This is a genomic window from Xenococcus sp. PCC 7305 (genome assembly GCF_000332055.1).
GTDB lineage: Bacteria > Cyanobacteriota > Cyanobacteriia > Cyanobacteriales > Xenococcaceae > Xenococcus.
In genome coordinates, this window is record NZ_ALVZ01000210.1 from 1 (window position 1) to 16,703 (window position 16,703).

General features: G+C 39.9%; 13 protein-coding genes. 10 read left to right on the plus strand and 3 right to left on the minus strand.

Annotation, left to right across the window (positions count from 1 at the left end):
- Positions 1-1,779: calcium-binding protein (locus tag XEN7305_RS29110; protein WP_006510776.1), on the plus strand; the 1,779-nt coding region annotated here is incomplete at its 5' end.
- A gap of 48 nt (positions 1,780-1,827) precedes the next feature.
- On the opposite strand, the gene XEN7305_RS17295 is transcribed toward XEN7305_RS29110, so the two are convergent.
- The gene (locus XEN7305_RS17295; protein WP_006510777.1) at positions 1,828-2,862 is read right to left on the minus strand and encodes a hypothetical protein; all 1,035 of its coding nucleotides are present in this window, start codon (positions 2,860-2,862) and stop codon (positions 1,828-1,830) included.
- Positions 2,863-3,117: 255 nt separating this feature from the next.
- Here XEN7305_RS17295 and murB point away from each other — a divergent pair, with 255 nt between their 5' ends.
- From murB to XEN7305_RS17310, 3 genes are all read left to right on the plus strand, one after another.
- Positions 3,118-4,008: a UDP-N-acetylmuramate dehydrogenase gene (gene murB, locus XEN7305_RS17300; RefSeq protein ID WP_006510778.1), complete on the plus strand. Its 891-nt coding sequence runs from the start codon at positions 3,118-3,120 to the stop codon at positions 4,006-4,008.
- A 154-nt stretch (positions 4,009-4,162) separates the two neighbouring features.
- Entirely contained in the window at positions 4,163-4,498 is a 336-nt protein-coding gene (locus XEN7305_RS17305; RefSeq protein ID WP_006510779.1) for a YbaB/EbfC family nucleoid-associated protein, read from the plus strand.
- Positions 4,499-4,736: 238 nt separating this feature from the next.
- Positions 4,737-5,396 carry a glutathione S-transferase family protein gene (locus tag XEN7305_RS17310; RefSeq protein ID WP_006510780.1) on the plus strand — a complete coding sequence of 220 codons (660 nt, stop codon included), beginning with the start codon at positions 4,737-4,739 and terminating at the stop codon, positions 5,394-5,396.
- Positions 5,397-5,398: 2 nt separating this feature from the next.
- Here XEN7305_RS17310 and XEN7305_RS17315 read toward each other — a convergent pair whose 3' ends face one another.
- Complete coding sequence (locus XEN7305_RS17315; protein WP_006510781.1) at positions 5,399-5,785, minus strand: DUF1622 domain-containing protein; 387 nt, start codon at positions 5,783-5,785, stop codon at positions 5,399-5,401.
- A gap of 329 nt (positions 5,786-6,114) precedes the next feature.
- Between XEN7305_RS17315 and XEN7305_RS29435 the strand changes: the two genes are divergently transcribed.
- From XEN7305_RS29435 to XEN7305_RS17330, 3 genes are all read left to right on the plus strand, one after another.
- Positions 6,115-7,863, plus strand: coding sequence for a globin family protein (locus XEN7305_RS29435; protein ID WP_006510782.1), 1,749 nt, complete (start codon positions 6,115-6,117; stop codon positions 7,861-7,863).
- A gap of 162 nt (positions 7,864-8,025) precedes the next feature.
- Positions 8,026-8,445, plus strand: coding sequence for a thioredoxin domain-containing protein (locus XEN7305_RS17325; RefSeq protein ID WP_158500417.1), 420 nt, complete (start codon positions 8,026-8,028; stop codon positions 8,443-8,445).
- 14 nt (positions 8,446-8,459) lie between these two features.
- The gene (locus tag XEN7305_RS17330; RefSeq protein WP_040898419.1) at positions 8,460-8,963 is read left to right on the plus strand and encodes a peptidase C15; all 504 of its coding nucleotides are present in this window, start codon (positions 8,460-8,462) and stop codon (positions 8,961-8,963) included.
- 22 nt (positions 8,964-8,985) lie between these two features.
- On the opposite strand, the gene XEN7305_RS17335 is transcribed toward XEN7305_RS17330, so the two are convergent.
- Complete coding sequence (locus XEN7305_RS17335; RefSeq protein WP_006510785.1) at positions 8,986-9,696, minus strand: Crp/Fnr family transcriptional regulator; 711 nt, start codon at positions 9,694-9,696, stop codon at positions 8,986-8,988.
- A gap of 365 nt (positions 9,697-10,061) precedes the next feature.
- Here XEN7305_RS17335 and XEN7305_RS17340 point away from each other — a divergent pair, with 365 nt between their 5' ends.
- The 3 genes from XEN7305_RS17340 (at position 10,062) to XEN7305_RS17350 (ending at position 16,615) form a co-directional block, all read left to right on the plus strand.
- On the plus strand, positions 10,062-10,841 hold the full coding sequence (locus tag XEN7305_RS17340; protein WP_006510786.1) for a cyclopropane-fatty-acyl-phospholipid synthase family protein: 780 nt from the start codon (positions 10,062-10,064) through the stop codon (positions 10,839-10,841).
- A 10-nt stretch (positions 10,842-10,851) separates the two neighbouring features.
- Positions 10,852-11,184, plus strand: a complete 333-nt coding sequence (locus tag XEN7305_RS17345; protein ID WP_006510787.1) for a cupin domain-containing protein — start codon at positions 10,852-10,854, stop codon at positions 11,182-11,184.
- 157 nt (positions 11,185-11,341) lie between these two features.
- On the plus strand, positions 11,342-16,615 hold the full coding sequence (locus tag XEN7305_RS17350) for a caspase family protein (RefSeq protein ID WP_238569001.1): 5,274 nt from the start codon (positions 11,342-11,344) through the stop codon (positions 16,613-16,615).
- Positions 16,616-16,703: the final 88 nt, after the last annotated feature.

Here is a 16,703-nt window from a genome sequence, read left to right on the forward strand (position 1 = left end):
CTCGATGGTGGCGCCGGCTATGACACTGTCGATTACACAGATTTTGGTCAAGCTGTAACCCTCACTCCCAGCGGAATTGTCGAGAAGGCCAATGGCCACAGTGATCTTTTGATTAATGTCGAGAAAATTGTCGGTGCAGTAGGACAAGATAATAAAATCGATGCGCTTTCAGCCTCTGGGGATTCGGTTTATCTTGATGCAGATCTATCAGCTAATAGACTGACAGTAAAAGGTATTGCCGGGCTAGGAGATCTTAACTTTGAAGTTGAAAACTTTCGCCACATATCCGGGACCAATCAGTCAGATAGGATGATTGGCAATGATGATAACAATATTCTTGAAGGTTATGACGGCAGTGATACACTCGATGGTGGGGCAGGCTATGACACTGTCGATTACACAGATTTTGGTCAAGCTGTAACCCTCACTCCCAGCGGAATTGTTGAGAAGGCGAATGGCCACAGCGATCTTTTGATTAATGTCGAGAAAATTGTTGGTGCAGTTGGGCAAGATAATAAACTCGATGCGCTTTCAGCCTCTGGGGATTCGGTTTATCTTGATGCAGATCTATCGACTAACCGACTGACTGTAAAAGGTATTTCTGGACTAGGAGATCTTAACTTTGAGGTGTTGCACTTCCGTAATCTGTCGGGGACCAATCAATCAGACATCATGAGTGGCAATGATGATAACAATATTCTTGAAGGTCATGATGGCAATGACATTATGTATGCAGGTTTGGGAAATGACACTCTAGACGGTGGTGGATATTTCGATACTGTTGATTATAGAAACTATGGTCAGGCTATAACTATTACTCCGACTGGAGTTGTTGAGAAGGCTAATGGTCAAAATGATCTTTTAATTAATGTCGAAAAGATTGTCGGGGCAGTTGCTCAAGAAAATAAGATTGATGCGATTTCAGTTTTTGGAGATGCGGTTTATCTTGATGCAGATTTGTCTGCTAATAGACTTACGGTTAAAGGGATCGCTGAACTGGGAGATCTTAACTTTGAGGTGGTAAATTTTCGTCATCTATCGGGAACAAATCAATCAGATAAAATGATTGGAAATGATAGTAACAATATTTTCGAAGGTTATGATGGTAGTGACACGCTCGATGGTGGAGCCGGTTATGACACAGTCGATTATACGGAGTTTGGTCAGGCTGTAACAGTTACTCCCACTGGGATTGTTAAGAAGGCCAATGGTCACAGTGATCTTTTAATTAATGTCGAGAAAATTGTTGGTGCTACAGGACAATCTAATAAAATTGATGCTAGTTCTGCTCCAGCTGATACGGTTAACCTCTATGTAGATTTATCCTTGGAACAGCTTCTTGTCAAAGATATTCCTGTCATTGGAGAGCAAGATTTTCAGGTAGTAAATTTCCTGAATGTTTCAGGGACAAATCAAGCAGATACAATTATTGGTGATTCCCATAGCAATATTCTTGAAGGAAATGGCGGCAACGATATCTTGAGCGGTTCTAGTCAAAATTATTACGCAGCTGAAATTGATATTGTGACAGGAGGAGATGGGGCGGATAAGTTTGTTTTAGGTGATTATACAGAGGCTTTTTATCAAGGTGATGGTTTTGCTAGAATCACAGATTTTGACTCGTCAGAAGGCGATCGCTTAGTTGCCTTTGGCACAGCGGAAGACTATACAATTAGTCAGTTTGAGGGAGGAGCAAATATTTCTTACCAAGGAGATGTAGTTGCTTTTGTTGTCAATACAAACGATGTTGATCTCTATTCTGATTTTGAGTTTGTTTAAACTTTTAATTAATATTTAACCTAAAACCTACCACCTACCACCTAAAACCTAAAACCTAACTACGTCCTCAGCACTGTCCAGTAATATCTGTGGGTTGGCTTGTTCTGGTGACACGATGTTGATTAAACCCTGAGCTTGAATTGTAACCTCTGGATTGATCAGCATGTTTCTTCCAGATACTGCTGTGGCAAGGTTAGCATCCCAAATATTGGCTAATTTGTCTCGGATTTGCTGAAATGCTTCAATATCCTTAAAGTTAACCAGAGTAAAGAAACGTTCGATTCCTTTAGTATCTACTGCCATGGCATAGACATCAAATTTTAGTTGCGGACTTTGGGGGAATTTCACTAGATTACCAGTTAGAGTTTGTTCTTGATTTTGCCATGATGAGATGGCATCGATAACTTCAAGAGGTTTTTCGGCTTGTGTATCTAGTTTGAGGTGAGTGGGGTTTTGCGGCTTCCCTTGAATTTGATAGGCTAGCTTCACAATATCTCCCCGATATAAATCCTGAGTATATTCGGTTGCCGTGACATAGATTGGTAGAATCAGGTCTTGATATTCCACAACTAACACTGCACCCTTTGCTGCGATCGCATGAACTTCTACCATCAAGCTACCCTGCTGAGTTAATTCGGCAATTAGTTGTCTTTGATAAGGGGCAAAGCCTTCTGGTTGAGCCCAAGAGTTTAAAACTTGTATGGAACTAATCGCGATATGTTGTTGTGGACTGGGATTGGCAATAAAATTGCCTTGGACACAAAGTAGGTCGTGACGATTGACTTGTTCTAAAATCTTCAGGCTTTCGCGATCGCGAGCTAGCAAAGAAAATTCGCGATGACTAAAAAAATTATTCGGCTCGCGCACAGACATGACAAACATGTTTGAGGCCCTCGCTGCACCATGAATTCTGCCGATTAATCCTGTATTGCCTAACTCCTCAGACAAGGCTTGTAGCTCCAACCCCTGATAGACTTCAGAATGATAGCTACAGATGGGTTCATTAGACTTTAAAATTCTGGGAAAAATTACCGCTAAGATAGTAAGGCAAATCAGAAGAGCATATAAATATTTTTTGGCCATCAGGGATTTCAAACTAGCTGAAAAACAATTATACGGGAAATCTTAAGCGAAGAAATGTTTCCTAGACTGCTGCTCGCAATTTTCTTTTCTGTATTGGAGCTGCTTGGTTTGAATTATTGATGCAACTTCCCTATTTTCCTGGTTGACGATCCTAGGCAATTTTGTTTTCTTATAGATAAGATGACTCAAATGATATGTTAGTAAGTATAAACTCTTGAGCATAAATACCTGCCCCTGCTTTAATAATGATTAATTATGAGTTCCCTAACTGCTAGTCTAATTAAACCTAATATTAATTTAGCAAATCAGACCTCTTATCGAGTGGGAGGCAATGCACAATGGTATGCTTCCCCCAGAAATTGGTCGGAGCTAGAGACTTGTTTCTCTTGGTATCAAGACCAAGATATTCCTCTCACTCTATTGGGCGCTGGCTCTAATTTGCTAATAAGCGATCGCGGTATTCCCGGATTGGTTCTGAGCACTCGTCATTTTCGTGATTATCAATTTGAAGAACCAAATGGCCGATTAATTGCCGATGCAGGAGAGCCGATCGCCAGGTTGGCTTGGAAGGCAGCTAAAAGGGGATGGAAAGGTCTGGAATGGGCTGTCGGGATTCCTGGAACGGTTGGCGGAGCTGTTGTAATGAATGCTGGGGCACACCGACAATGTTTGGGAGATATTTTGGTTAGTGCGACTGTCCTATCTGCCGACGGAACTTTAGAAGAACTTACCGCAGAAGATTTGGAATATAGTTATCGAACTTCCAATCTTCAAGGGAGTGACAAATTTGTAGTGCGTGCTGTTATGCAACTGCAACCTGGTTTTACTAAAGACCAAATCATGCAAATTTCCAATGATAATTGGACTCAGCGCAAAACGACTCAGCCTTATCATTTGCCAAGTTGTGGTAGTGTTTTTCGCAATCCTGAACCCCGAGCAGCAGGATGGTTAATTGAACAGCTAGATCTCAAAGGTTATAAAATAGGTGATGCTCAAGTCGCCCATCGTCATGCCAATTTTATTCTCAATTGTGGTCAGGCAACGGCTAGTGATATTTTTAATCTAATTCGTTATGTTCAAGAGAAAGTAGAATATCATTGGTCAGTATCCTTAGAGCCAGAAGTTAAATTGGTAGGGGAATTTTAATGGGCGTTGCCCACTGAAGGCAGATGGCAGATGGCAGAAGGAAAAGTAAACTTTTTTCATCAGCTATATTGCTTCAGCTTTCATTTAACCTGACAATATTATCTTAAATAAGTAGCTCTATTTATTTTATAGTTTCAATAATTAATTACAGAATATGGCACCAAATCCTTTTGGAAAAATGAAAGAACTTGCTAATGCGTTCCAAAAAGCGCAAGAGGTTCAACAAGGAGCGCAAGCACTTCAAGAAGAATTAGAACAATTAGTAATTGAGGGTGCTAGTGGCAATGGTTTAGTTAAAGTAATGATGAGTGGCAATCAAGAGCCTCGGGGTGTGGAAATCTCTCCTGATGCGATCGCCCAGGGAGCAGAGGCTGTTTCGGCAATGGTAACTGAAGCAATGACTGATGCTTATACCAAGTCTACTGAAACAATGCGAGAACGCATGGAAGAGTTGACTAGCGGCTTGAATCTTCCAGGATTGGGGATGTAATTTGAGGGATGAGGGATAAAGGATAAGGGATGAGGAAATATAAATAAGTGTCTTCTCATTATTTTGTGGCTTCTTCTACTTTTTTAATTTGTCCTCTTTTATTTCAAAAATCTTTAGATTGATACTTCTCGAAAAGACTAGGGAACGCAAAATAGTTTCTGGTCTTTTTTTTGTTTGACTTAATCTTCGTCATTATATATTGAGTCTAAGTCCAGTTAAGCAATTAGGAGTTATCATCATGTTGAAATTTTACTATTCTCGTCTTTCGGTCAATGCTCGCCGAGTTTGGGTGACTTTACTGGAAAAGAACCTCGAATTTGAACCAATACTCATGAAACTAAGTGGTGATCAATTTCAGCCAGAATTTTTGAAATTAAATCCTTTTCACCATATTCCCGTCTTAGTTGATGTCGGTTTTTCTGTCTTTGAATCCCTGGCAATTCTCGATTACCTGGAAGCCAAATATCCTCAACCTAGTTTCATGTCTAGCAATGCTCAAGAAATTGCGAAAATTCGGACAATTGAATTGATTACCGTCAATGAATTACCCCCAGCCTCAATTGTCTTGATGAAAGATATGTTGGAATTTGAAGTCCCATCACCACAAATAGAAAAAGCCAAGGCAACTATGGCCACAGCTTTGCACTATTTTGAAGCTAATTTGGATGACAATAGCCCTTATTTTATCGGTGATAAGTTTACCTATGCTGATATCGTTGCCGGCACCGCAGTTGCTTCTATTCCTTTCTTAGGAATTAGTTTAGATCCTTACATCAAAGTGAGTAAATGGTTGGATAATCTGCAACAAAGAGCTAGCTGGCAACAAACTGCCCCCACACCAGAACAAATTGAACAATCAAAAGCTGTCATGAAGGCAATTTTACAAAAAAGATCATGAAATTAAGGTTGTTTGAAAGATTGTTCCTGGAGAGACTGTTCTCTGCGTTTTGACTCCTCATTGAGTTCTTGATAGAGAAAGTAGTTCAGGAAAGTCCGGATTGCTGCGATCGCCGCTAGTTTGCCCAAATCAGCGAAATTTGGATTGCCGGTTGTCGCCAGGATATCGGCTCCTAGTTGTAACTCCAGAGCCAACACTAGCCACTTGCCGAAACCTAGTCGAATTTGGATAAAGAGATCTCTGTGGGATTTGCGATTTACGGCGATCGCTATTTTGGTAACTTGTAAAAATCCAAGCAAAATACATAATGCCGCGGCAGCCTCAAGGACAAACTGCATAAGAGCAATCACAAATTCTAAATGATGTTCTAGATATTCGAGCAATTCCATTTTTGAGAACTATTCTTGCTTTCAAGAACAAAGATACGATTATGACGGGACTGAGAGCCAGTTTACACAACAAAGATAATTTATTTTTGAGATACAAATATTATTTCTTGATAAAAGTTACCAAGCACCACACTAAGCTCAGGTAGAATTATTGAACTTCATGAAGGATCGCACATCGCTGTTCTTAAACTTATGAGATACTGCACAATCAAGATTTATCAAGACATTTAGTTTTATTGTTGGCTCTTATTTATTTGAGAAAAGCCAGATATCGCATCCCAAAAATTTATTGCACCGCAAACCATAAAAATAAGAGGAGCGCAAACAACATGTCTTTACAAGTTGAATTGTTAGAGCAAAGTTTTAAATATATTAAGCCTTATGGAACTGAATTCATTAGTGAGTTTTACGAGAATCTATTTGAGTCTCATCCAGAAATACAATTTCTATTAGCCAAAATCGATCCAGAAACTTCCCAACATCAGCTTTGGCATGATCTAGTTTTCGTGATCGAAAATCTACGTCAGCCCCCAATATTAGAAAATACATTTCAAGGGTTTGGGGCTAGACTTTTTACTTATGGAATATTGCCAGAACATTATCCTATGGCGAAAAATTCTTTATTCAATACTTTTGAACAATTTTTGGGGGATGGATGGACAGCTGAATTTGCAGAAGCATGGAATATTGCTTATATTAATTTTCGGAAATTGATGCTAGATGGAGCTGAGCAGACTCGCAAACAAATGACTGACATAAATTCCATTCCCAAATTAGACGAGACTTTTCAAGAAGAAACTATAGAATTTGAAAGTTCTGATGATTCTCTGACGACAGAAGAGTTGTTGCCAACTCCTATTCCTGCATTTTCAGACAATTCTGAAGCCGACAACATGGCAGTCGAGAATCCCGATTATTCCGCAATAGAAGAGTTGTTGCCAACCCCTATTCCCGCATTTTCAGACAATATTGAAGAACAGGTTGAAGTTGTCACTACAGCTGATAATGCACCTCTCGAAGAATTCCTAGCCGCTCCTATTCCCGAATTAGCAGATAATCTTGAAAGCGATAAAGATGATCCCCTCGCAGAATTCCTGGATACACCTATTCCCGAATTAGAAGAGAATCTTGCAGCGGAAATTATGAGCGTTGAGACTGCTCATGAATCCGCAAGAGAAGAGTTGTTAGTCAATCCTATTTCTGAACTTACGGACAACCCTGAAGTGGACGATATAAACGATATAGTCAACACTGTCACTAGTGATAAAGATGATCCGCTAGCAGAATTCCTGGACGCATCTATTCCCGAATTAGAAGAGAATCTTGAAGAAAAAGTTGAATTTGCCGCAACCACTGATAATGATCCTCTTAAAGATTTGTTGGATAATGCCCCTCCAGAATTAGAAGATAACCTTGCAGAACAAGTAAGCGTTGCTAATTCTAATAATTATCTTCCTGAAGAATTCCTGCCGACTATTGTTTCCGACTTAGAAGGTGATAGCGAACCAGAAGTTGGAATGATTGCTAATGCTGATGATTTCCCGACCCAAGATATCCAAGAAACCCCTATTCTTGAGCTAGAAGAAAATCGCCTATCAGAAGAAGTTGATGTCATTCCCAGTATTGATGATTCCCTAGTAGAAGAGGCATTAGCAGATTCTTTATCAGAATCGGTAAATATTGTGGAAGAACAAGTTATTATAGTGGAGAATACGGAAGACTCTCCAGAAAAACTCACTCTTGAAACAACTATGTCAGAATCAGATAAATCAAACCAAAATATTCCCGAAGAGGATAACAAACTGAATCAGGCTGAAGAGTCTCTAGCCGATTTATCCGAGAAACTAAAATCGGCGTCAGTTGAGCCCCATTTTACCCAGATCTTTAGTCCAGAATCACAATCACAATCACAATCAGAGTCAACTTCAACTGCAACTGCAACTGCGACGGCAACTAGACCTGTTGCTGGCGAGGAACAATATCAGCCCGAAAGTCAAACTAGTCAGTCTAAGAAAGGTCTATTGATTGGTGGTGGGGTTGCTGGGGCAATTGGAGTTCTTTTGCTGCTGCTTTTATAAATAAGTTCAATTGCCAATTTTTCCCTGGGGACTTCATAATCTCGCTATCATGATATTAATTTTTGGTGATTCTGGGTTTCGGAATCTTTTAGCTTAATATTACGAATGAAAATGATAAGAAAAAGTATTTCTCTTGTTGCGGAGGCTGTGAAGTGTCAGCTTGTGCTAATTGCAATTATTTGTACTCTCAGTCTATCTTTTGCCAGTCCTGCTCTGGCTTTTGGGACATCTCCACTATCTGGGTTAATCACTCTTAAAGCTTTGGCTCAAGATGCAGTTCCCTATCCTACTGCGATCACAAATGGCAAACCGACTCTCCTAGAATTCTATGCTGATTGGTGCACTACTTGTCAGGGAATGTCTGGAACAATTCAAACTTTAGAGGCCAAGTATGGCGATCGCGTTAACTTAGTAATGCTAGATATTGATGATCCGCAATGGGATAAATTGGTTCAGAGATATCGCGTTACCGGAATTCCTCAATATACTTTTTTGGATGAGTCCCAAGGCACTGTGGATACTTTGGTCGGGAAAATACCCCAATCAATTATGGAACGATTTTTCAAACAATTAGTTAGTTAGTTAAAAGTCAAACATTGTTATTATTCACCTCGTTTCAAACTTGGTTGCCTCATCAAAAATCCAATTCATCTGATGAGCTTTTAGCTATGATCCAGAAGCGGAATTTGTTATCTGCTTCTGGTTATTTCTTGCGACAACTTCCTGTAGACCGAGTCCTCGCTAGTCAAAAGGCGATCGCAACCATCAAGCGGATTAACCCACAAGGTGTTATTTGCTGCGGCATGGCAGAATCTCGACAAAATTTGACTATAGAGTCTTGTGCTAACAAAGATACAAAATGCTTATCTACTACTGTGAATTTAGTGGATTTGATGGGTAATTTGGCTGGTACTTCGATTAGTCACGATGCGGGAAAATTTGTTTGTGAAAGCTTATATTTTGATATTTTAAGTTATCTCCAAAGTGCCAAACCCGATTTACCCTGCATTTTTGTCCATGTTCCAGTTTTTAATTCAGAAAATACAGATCTTGTACTGAAAGACTTTGAATCAATTATTAGTTATTTTCTTGTCGATTAAATCTCGCATCGCGATCGCTAACTCAATTATTTATATTTTGAATGGCCGATTCTAATGCCGACCAATCTTTCACAATAATGATGCCACCTCTTTTATAAATTAAGATTCCTTGGAGTTTTTTAAACAAACGCACCGCTTCTTCATAGGTAATGCCAATACTGCGCGCGATTTGATAATGAGGCAATTTAATATTTAGTCGTTCTCCTTCTGGAGTAGCATAAGTCCCATCGCGATCGCGATAATATTGAATCAATTTAAGTAAACGCACTATTGCCCGTTCAGAAATCAATCCATGCACTGTATTATGGAGTTGTTGCAAACGTTGATTAAATACTTCTAATATTCTTAAGCTAATTTCTGGAGCATGGGAAATCGCTGTCAACAAAGCTTGGCGATCGATGTTTAATACTTGTGATGCTACTTGGCATTGCACCATCGCAGGAGCAATCCCATTCCCAAAAATCGCTGGTGCCGCAAATAGTTCTCCTGGGGGAATCAGACGAACTAAAGTTTCTTTGCCATTAGCTGAGGTCTTTTTGATTTCTAGTCTGCCTGTGATTAGGGCATGAAGTTTTTGGGGTATGCGATCGCCTTCCTGCATTACTATTTCATCTTTTTGATATTCCCGAATGGAGCTATTGGGAACAAGATTTTCGAGTTCCGTGGTTTCTAAACCTTGAAAGATCGAGATTTGTTGTAATTCGGCGATTGAAGCGCAACCTTTGACAAGCATTTTTACTTTGATTTTAGGATTATTATCTTTAATTTTGCTTTGTGCGATTAATTTAATTGCTCCTGCGATATTTGATTTGAAGCTATTGCAAGGATAATATTCACAACATAAACTTCAGATGCATTTAGCATCATGCCATTAATGTCGAGCCAATTCATCTAATACGAACCTGCGTTCATAGACGTAAGATAATTTTTAATTCCCTTTGCGTCTTTGCGTCTTTGCGCGAGATGCAAAATTACACTTTAGAATACGACTTAGTATGAATGCAAATAAGATGAAACTTTTCTCTCCAACATGAGCTACCTCAGAGACGAGACTGAAACTTAATGTCAGAGTAAGAGTATCGAGTTTGGATATAGCTCATGACAACTACTCTTAATTTTGATACTGCACCAGGTCATCAAGTATTAGCTGCCGCAGGAAAAACAATATTACGCCCCGGAGGAAAAGCCGCCACAGAACAACTATTTGCTTGGGCTAATTTTCAACCAGAAGACACAGTATTAGAATTAGCTGCTAGCTTTGGTACTAGTGCGATCGCATTGGCCAAAAGATTTAATGTTCATGTTGTAGGAGTTGAGAAAAACCCCGATAGCGTAGCGAAAGCCAGAGAGAACATTCAGGCTGCCGGCTTATCCGACCGTATAACTATCATTGAAGGAGATATCTTTCAGTTAGACAAAATTACCGACAAATTTGATTATGTCTTAGCCGAAGCAATTCTCACTATGCAATCAGATGGCGGCAAAGCCAAGATATTGTCGGCAATCAAAAATCATTTACAACCAGAAGGCAAATTTCTTGCTCAGGAAATGTTTGTGCGCAGTGATGAATCCGAAGTGAGAAAAAGTTTATCTCAGTCGATTCGGGTTAATGCCAGTCCTCTTGCGATCGCAGAATGGGCACAAGCTTGTCAGGAAGCCGGTTTGAATATACAGCAGCAACAAACAGGAGACATGAACTTACTCAATTTAGGGCAAATGCTCCAGGATGAAGGTCTTTGGGGAACAGTCAAAATTGCGTGGAATGTCCTAACTCATCCCAATTTACGTCACAGAATCTTACGAATGCGTCGTAGTTTCCAACAGCAGCGCCATAATATCGGCTACATCGCCTTTTATGCCAAGTTAAGTAATTCCTAAAGGAAAAATTATGAATAGCACAGTTGCATCATCTAATAGTTCTTTTGTCGCTAACTTACAGGACTTAATTGAATATCCTACTAGTGGCATTCTCAGTAAAGTTTTACTCAAAGACAAGAATAGTCAATACAGTTTATTTTGTCTGGCGGCAGGGACAGAAATCGCCGAACATACATCTACTCGTAATGCTCTAGTCAATGTGATTGCAGGTACAGGCAATCTGAACTTAGAAGGAAAAGATATTGTTCTGAAACCAGGCGTATTTGTCTTTATGGCAGCAAATGCACCTCATGCTGTACAAGCTCAAGAAAATTTAGCATTCACCCTCACTTTATCGGAGTGAATAACCTGGGTTCGATGAGTACAAAATTTGCTAGTTGTGAATAAGAATTTGGGGATTTAGGGATTTGGGGATTTGGGGATTTAGGGAAAAGCCTATTACTTCGTTCGTTTGATTAAAATTTGCATGAATAGTCAACAGATCCCCTAAAGTATAGATATTGGCATCCTTCATTCTAATTCCCATGTGTCCTCGCGCTGTTCAACCGACCCAACCGATAAATCCACCAACTCAGCTAGGCAAACTATGGGTCTTGTTAGTCGGAATAAATCACTATAACGATGTGGAGTTACCATCTCTAAGTTATTCTGCCTTAGATTGCCAAGGATTAGGAGAAGCTATCAGCGAAGCAACAGACAAGAGTCGGGAGCTTGTTCTACACCATGATTTTGCTGATCGCAAACCAGAATTAGAAACCGTTCGCACCAGTCTCAAAGAAATCGTAACCTCTGCCCGCTCTGGGGACACAATTTTATTTTACTTTTCTGGTCATGGCATTTTAGATGCTGCCAGCCAAAAAGTATATCTTTGCTTGGCAGATACCCAGAAAAAACAATTAACGAATACAGGTTTATCTTTAAATGAAATTTTACGCTTGTTAGGTAATTGTCAGGCAGATCAACAATTAATTTGGTTGGATGCTTGTCATAGTGGGGGTATGAGCCTACGCAGAACAACCAACATAACTTTACCCAACCCTACATCTCAATTAGTCAAAGTATTGCGGCGCAAAGCTGAAAAAAGTCAGGGCTTCTATGCTTTGCTCTCTTGTGATCATTCTCAGCAATCTTGGGAATTTCCCGAATTAGGACATGGCGTCTTCACCTACTATCTGATGCGGGGATTGCGGGGCGAGGCTGTAGATTCTCAAGGTATCATCGACGCCGATACGTTATATCAATATGTTTATCATCAGACCCTGCGTTATATAGATCGCTCTAATCAGCAGATCCGCTTAATCAATCAACAAAAAAGCAGTCGTGGGGAAAGGCAGCTCCAATCAGAATATACGTTACAAACTCCCAAGCGCATTGTAGAAGGTTTTGGGAAAGTTATTATCGGTCAATGGGGAGTCAGCGAAAGTACAACTGTCTCTCGCCAAGCCTTGGTCGTAGATGGCTGCGGTAGCAATCAAACAACATTAGATTTGAGCAAGGTTTTACGGGGAAAAGGTGGGTTTAATGTCGAGTATTTCCCCTCTAAAGGTAAAAAATGGTCGGATATTCAGGAAACTATTGCTTCTTGTCTTAATAGTTCTGTAAATGCTGAGGCCACGACCACTTTTTTATATCTGCGAGGAAAAGTTAAATATAGCAAAGCGGGAGAGGCTTGGTTAAGCTTTAAAGATGGCGCTCATATTTCTCGTGAATGGTTACGGAAAATAATTTATCAGTCCCGAGTGACCCAACAAATTATTGTTCTAGATTTACTAAATAGTGAAGGGATTAAAGAATGGCTCGAAGAATTGCGCTTGGAATACGATCGCGGGCAATGTATTATCTCCTATAGTCGAAAACCAGGAAACCCACTCCAAAAAGACATTAATCTTCGCGATCGCATACAACAATTTACCCAAACCTTAGTCTCTACTCTAAATAAGGGCAATCCCGAAACAGGATTATCCGTTGCCGCTTGGATCTCTCAGTTACAAATAGAGTTGGCTGGGAGTGAGCTGATTCCTGAAATCTGGTTGTCCGGCACCAGAGGGGTCATCGAAGTACTACCCGAAAAAAGCAAAAATCGCAAGAATCAGGCAGGGACAACCATATTAGACATTAATGTTTGTCCCTATATGGGCTTACAAGCTTTTACAGAAGAAAACGCCCAATATTTCTATGGCCGGGATGCCTTGGTGCAAAGATTAGTCAATCACATAAATCACGAAACCACCTTAGCAGTGATTGGCGCTTCGGGTAGCGGAAAATCCTCAATTGTCCGAGCGGGATTATTTCACCAACTCAGTCAGGGCAAACGAATTCCCCAAAGCGATCGCTGGTTGCTCAAATGTTTTAGACCCGGAACGAATCCTTTTCTAGCTTTAGCTCAATGCCTAAGTAATGAGCCTGGACAACAGGGAACAACCCAATTGCGAGCACCCATAGAAGAATTGCTCTCCCAGGGAGTAGAAGGTTTTGTCCAATGGCTCAGAACTCGCCCCGAACCAATGGTGGTCTTGGTTGTCGATCAGTTTGAAGAATTGTTCACTTTAACCTCAGAATCAGAAAGAACCTATTTTATTAATCTGCTGTTAGAAACTCTTGCCTATGCTAGCGATCGCTTCAAATTAATTTTGACCCTGAGAGCCGATTTTATCGCTTCTTGCCTCGAAATTTCCAAATTATCGCAAATTCTCCAACAATATAGTATTTTAGTCCCACCATATCTCACAGAATCAGAATATCGTGAGGCCATAGTTAAACCAGCCACCCAGGTTGGATTAAAGGTCGAGCCAGGATTAGAAGACATTTTATTGCAGGACTTGAGCGGAGGCAGTGGAGATTTACCCTTACTGCAATTTGTGCTGCAAAAACTCTGGGAAAATCGTCAGATTGGCAGATTGACTTTGGGTGCTTACCGAAAATTAGGTGGCATTAAAGGAGCATTAGAGCAGCAAGCTCAAGAATTGTATGAAAGTTTAGACGAAGAAATGCAGGAAGCTGCTCGATGGATATTTCTCAATTTGACCAAAATTGGTGATGGGACAGAAGATACTCGCCGTCGGGTTCGCAAATCAGACTTAATCGTCCCCAAATATCCCGCCCCATTAATTGAAAAAACCCTCAAAAAACTAACTGATGCCAAATTAATTGTCACCAATTTACCTCGAAGTATCGTCACAGGAGCGAGCCGTGGTGATAGCCAATTTCCCGACTATGAAAAAATGCTGCAAGAGGCAATCCAACAGGAGCCAACAGTCGAAGTAGTTCATGAAGTTTTAATTCGCAATTGGTCAACTTTGCGCTGGTGGTTAGAAGAAAATCGTTCTCGTTTAAAGCTACAAAGACAAATCGAGCAAGCTGCTATTTTATGGAAAAATAAAAATGAACAACCTGATTTTCTCTTGAGGGGTATTCGATTAACCGAAGCCGAGGAAATGTTTCATGAATATCGTGACGAGTTGATGAAAGTTTCCCAAAATTTTATTCAGGCTTGTCTAGAACAGAGAGACCAAGAAAAAAAAGAACAGGCTAGCAGATCGAGAAACAGCAAAATCACCGTGGCAGGGTTGGTGCTATGTGGCATTATTTTGCCAACTTTTACCTGGAGTTCTTATCGTCAGAAACTCATTTCCCAACTGGAGAATGTCGATGCGAAAAATGCTTCTTCTGAAGCCCTATTATTGTCCAATCAGCAATTACAATCTATCTTGGCCGGAGTAAAAGCTAGCGAGCAACTCAATCAGATGGGAAAGTTTCAACGCAAGCTTTTGGGTAAACAGCGTTGGGATGGCATCGAAACCAGAACTGCTGCAGTTTTGCAGCAAGCTATTTATGGCACACAGGAGTTAAATTTATTACAAGGTCATAGTCAGAAGGTTAATGCGATCGCTCATAGTTCTGATGGCAATTTAATCGCGACGGCTAGTGATGATGAAACCATTAAAATTTGGAACAAAAATGGTGAGTTATTAGATACTTTATCAGGACATAAAAACAAAGTAAGCAATATTGCCTTTAAGCCTAATCTTGACCAACAAAGTGCGGAATCCCCAACCAATAAGTCCTACATCCTCGCTTCTGGTAGTGCCGACACAACAGCAATTATTTGGCGCATTACCAATAATCAAGCCCAACAAATCCAGCAATTACAAGGGCATAGCGATCAGATTACAGATATTGCCTTTAAGAATAATATAATTGCCACAGCAAGTCACGACGGGACGATTAAACTATGGCAGGAAAATGGTAATTTAATTACTACTTTGTTGGGGCACCGAGGCCCGGTAAATACGATTGAAACCTCTGCTGACTACTTGTTATCTGGAGGGAAAGACGGCATAATTATTGTCTGGCAAATTAATAATAATAGGGCGAGAAAAATCAGAACTATTCAAGCGTCAGACAAAGAAATTACCAGTATTGCTATCACTAACGACCAAAAAACAATTATCTCAGTTATTGATTATTGGGAAGTTATATCATGGAATGTTAATGATGGAGAGCAAAGTGAGTCTCAGAACTTCTCCGCAAATCGAGAATCTATTAATGATATTGTTTTGAGTCCGGATGATCAATTCTTGGCTAATGGGACTCTTGAGGGAAAAATTAATGTTTACAATAGTCAGGGAAGTTTACAGCAAACCTTAATTGGGCATGGTGGCGCAGTTTTAGATCTAGCATTTCGGCCTTTGGCTGAATCTGATAATCAAAATTATTTGGTGGCTTCTGCTAGCACCGATAAAACTGTCAGGTTATGGAGATTTTCTAGCGGTGCTTCTCTAGAAGATCAGGGAATATCTAGCATTGTCAACTCTCCTGTCGATTCTGCTACACTGGCAACTGCTGATACCGTAGGCAACATTAAAATATGGCGTATAAATCCGGAAAATAACCAGCAAGAACTAATCGATATTTTATCTGAGCAGGAAGAGACCATCAATCAATTAGCCTATAGTCAAGATGGTAAAATGCTGGCCTCTGCTAGTGCTGACAATACTGTCAAAATATGGGACACTGCAAGTCGGGAATTAATTACTACTCTTCAAGTATCAAGGGAACAATCCATTTCTCAATTAGGGGTTAATAGTATTGTTTTTAGTCAAGATCGCAATTTATTAATATCTGGCAACGAAGATCAAACTATTACGATCTGGGATTTAACTACTAATGAGATTATTGCTAACCTAGAAGAGCATAGCGATCGCATTAAAACAATTATTCTCAGTCCTGATAATAAGTTTATTGTGTCTGCTGGAGATGATCAGACAATTAAAATTTGGAATATTCAAGGTGACTTATTACAAACTATTGAGGCTCACAATTTAGCAATTAACTCATTACAATTTAGCAATGATGGTACAGTTTTGGCCTCGGCTAGTTCGGATAATACGATTAAGCTCTGGCAGGTAAAATCATCAGGAAACATTGACCCCCAACCTCTGCAAATATTGTCAGGACATCAAAACGGAATTACTAGTTTAGTTTTCAGTAAAAATGGTAATTTACTAGTCTCTGGTGGCGGAGACCGCACTGTTAAATTATGGCGAACCCAAGAGGGAACTTTGCTGAAGACCTTGCAGGGTCATAGCTCGAAAGTTACTAGTGTCTCCCTAATTAATGATGGCAAAACTATTATTAGTGCGGATGAGCAGCAAGGGTTACTAATCTGGAATTTAGAATTAGATAATCTTTTAGCTCAAGGATGCGATCGCATTGCCAATTATCTCAAATACAATAGTAACGTTGCTCAACGCGATCGCAATATTTGTGATTAATTTGATTTGCTTCAAAACTTCTTTAGTTTATAAGTTAGACATCCACTCTGTTAAAGGTTACCCTGAAAAGTGATTTTTTAAGTTACCC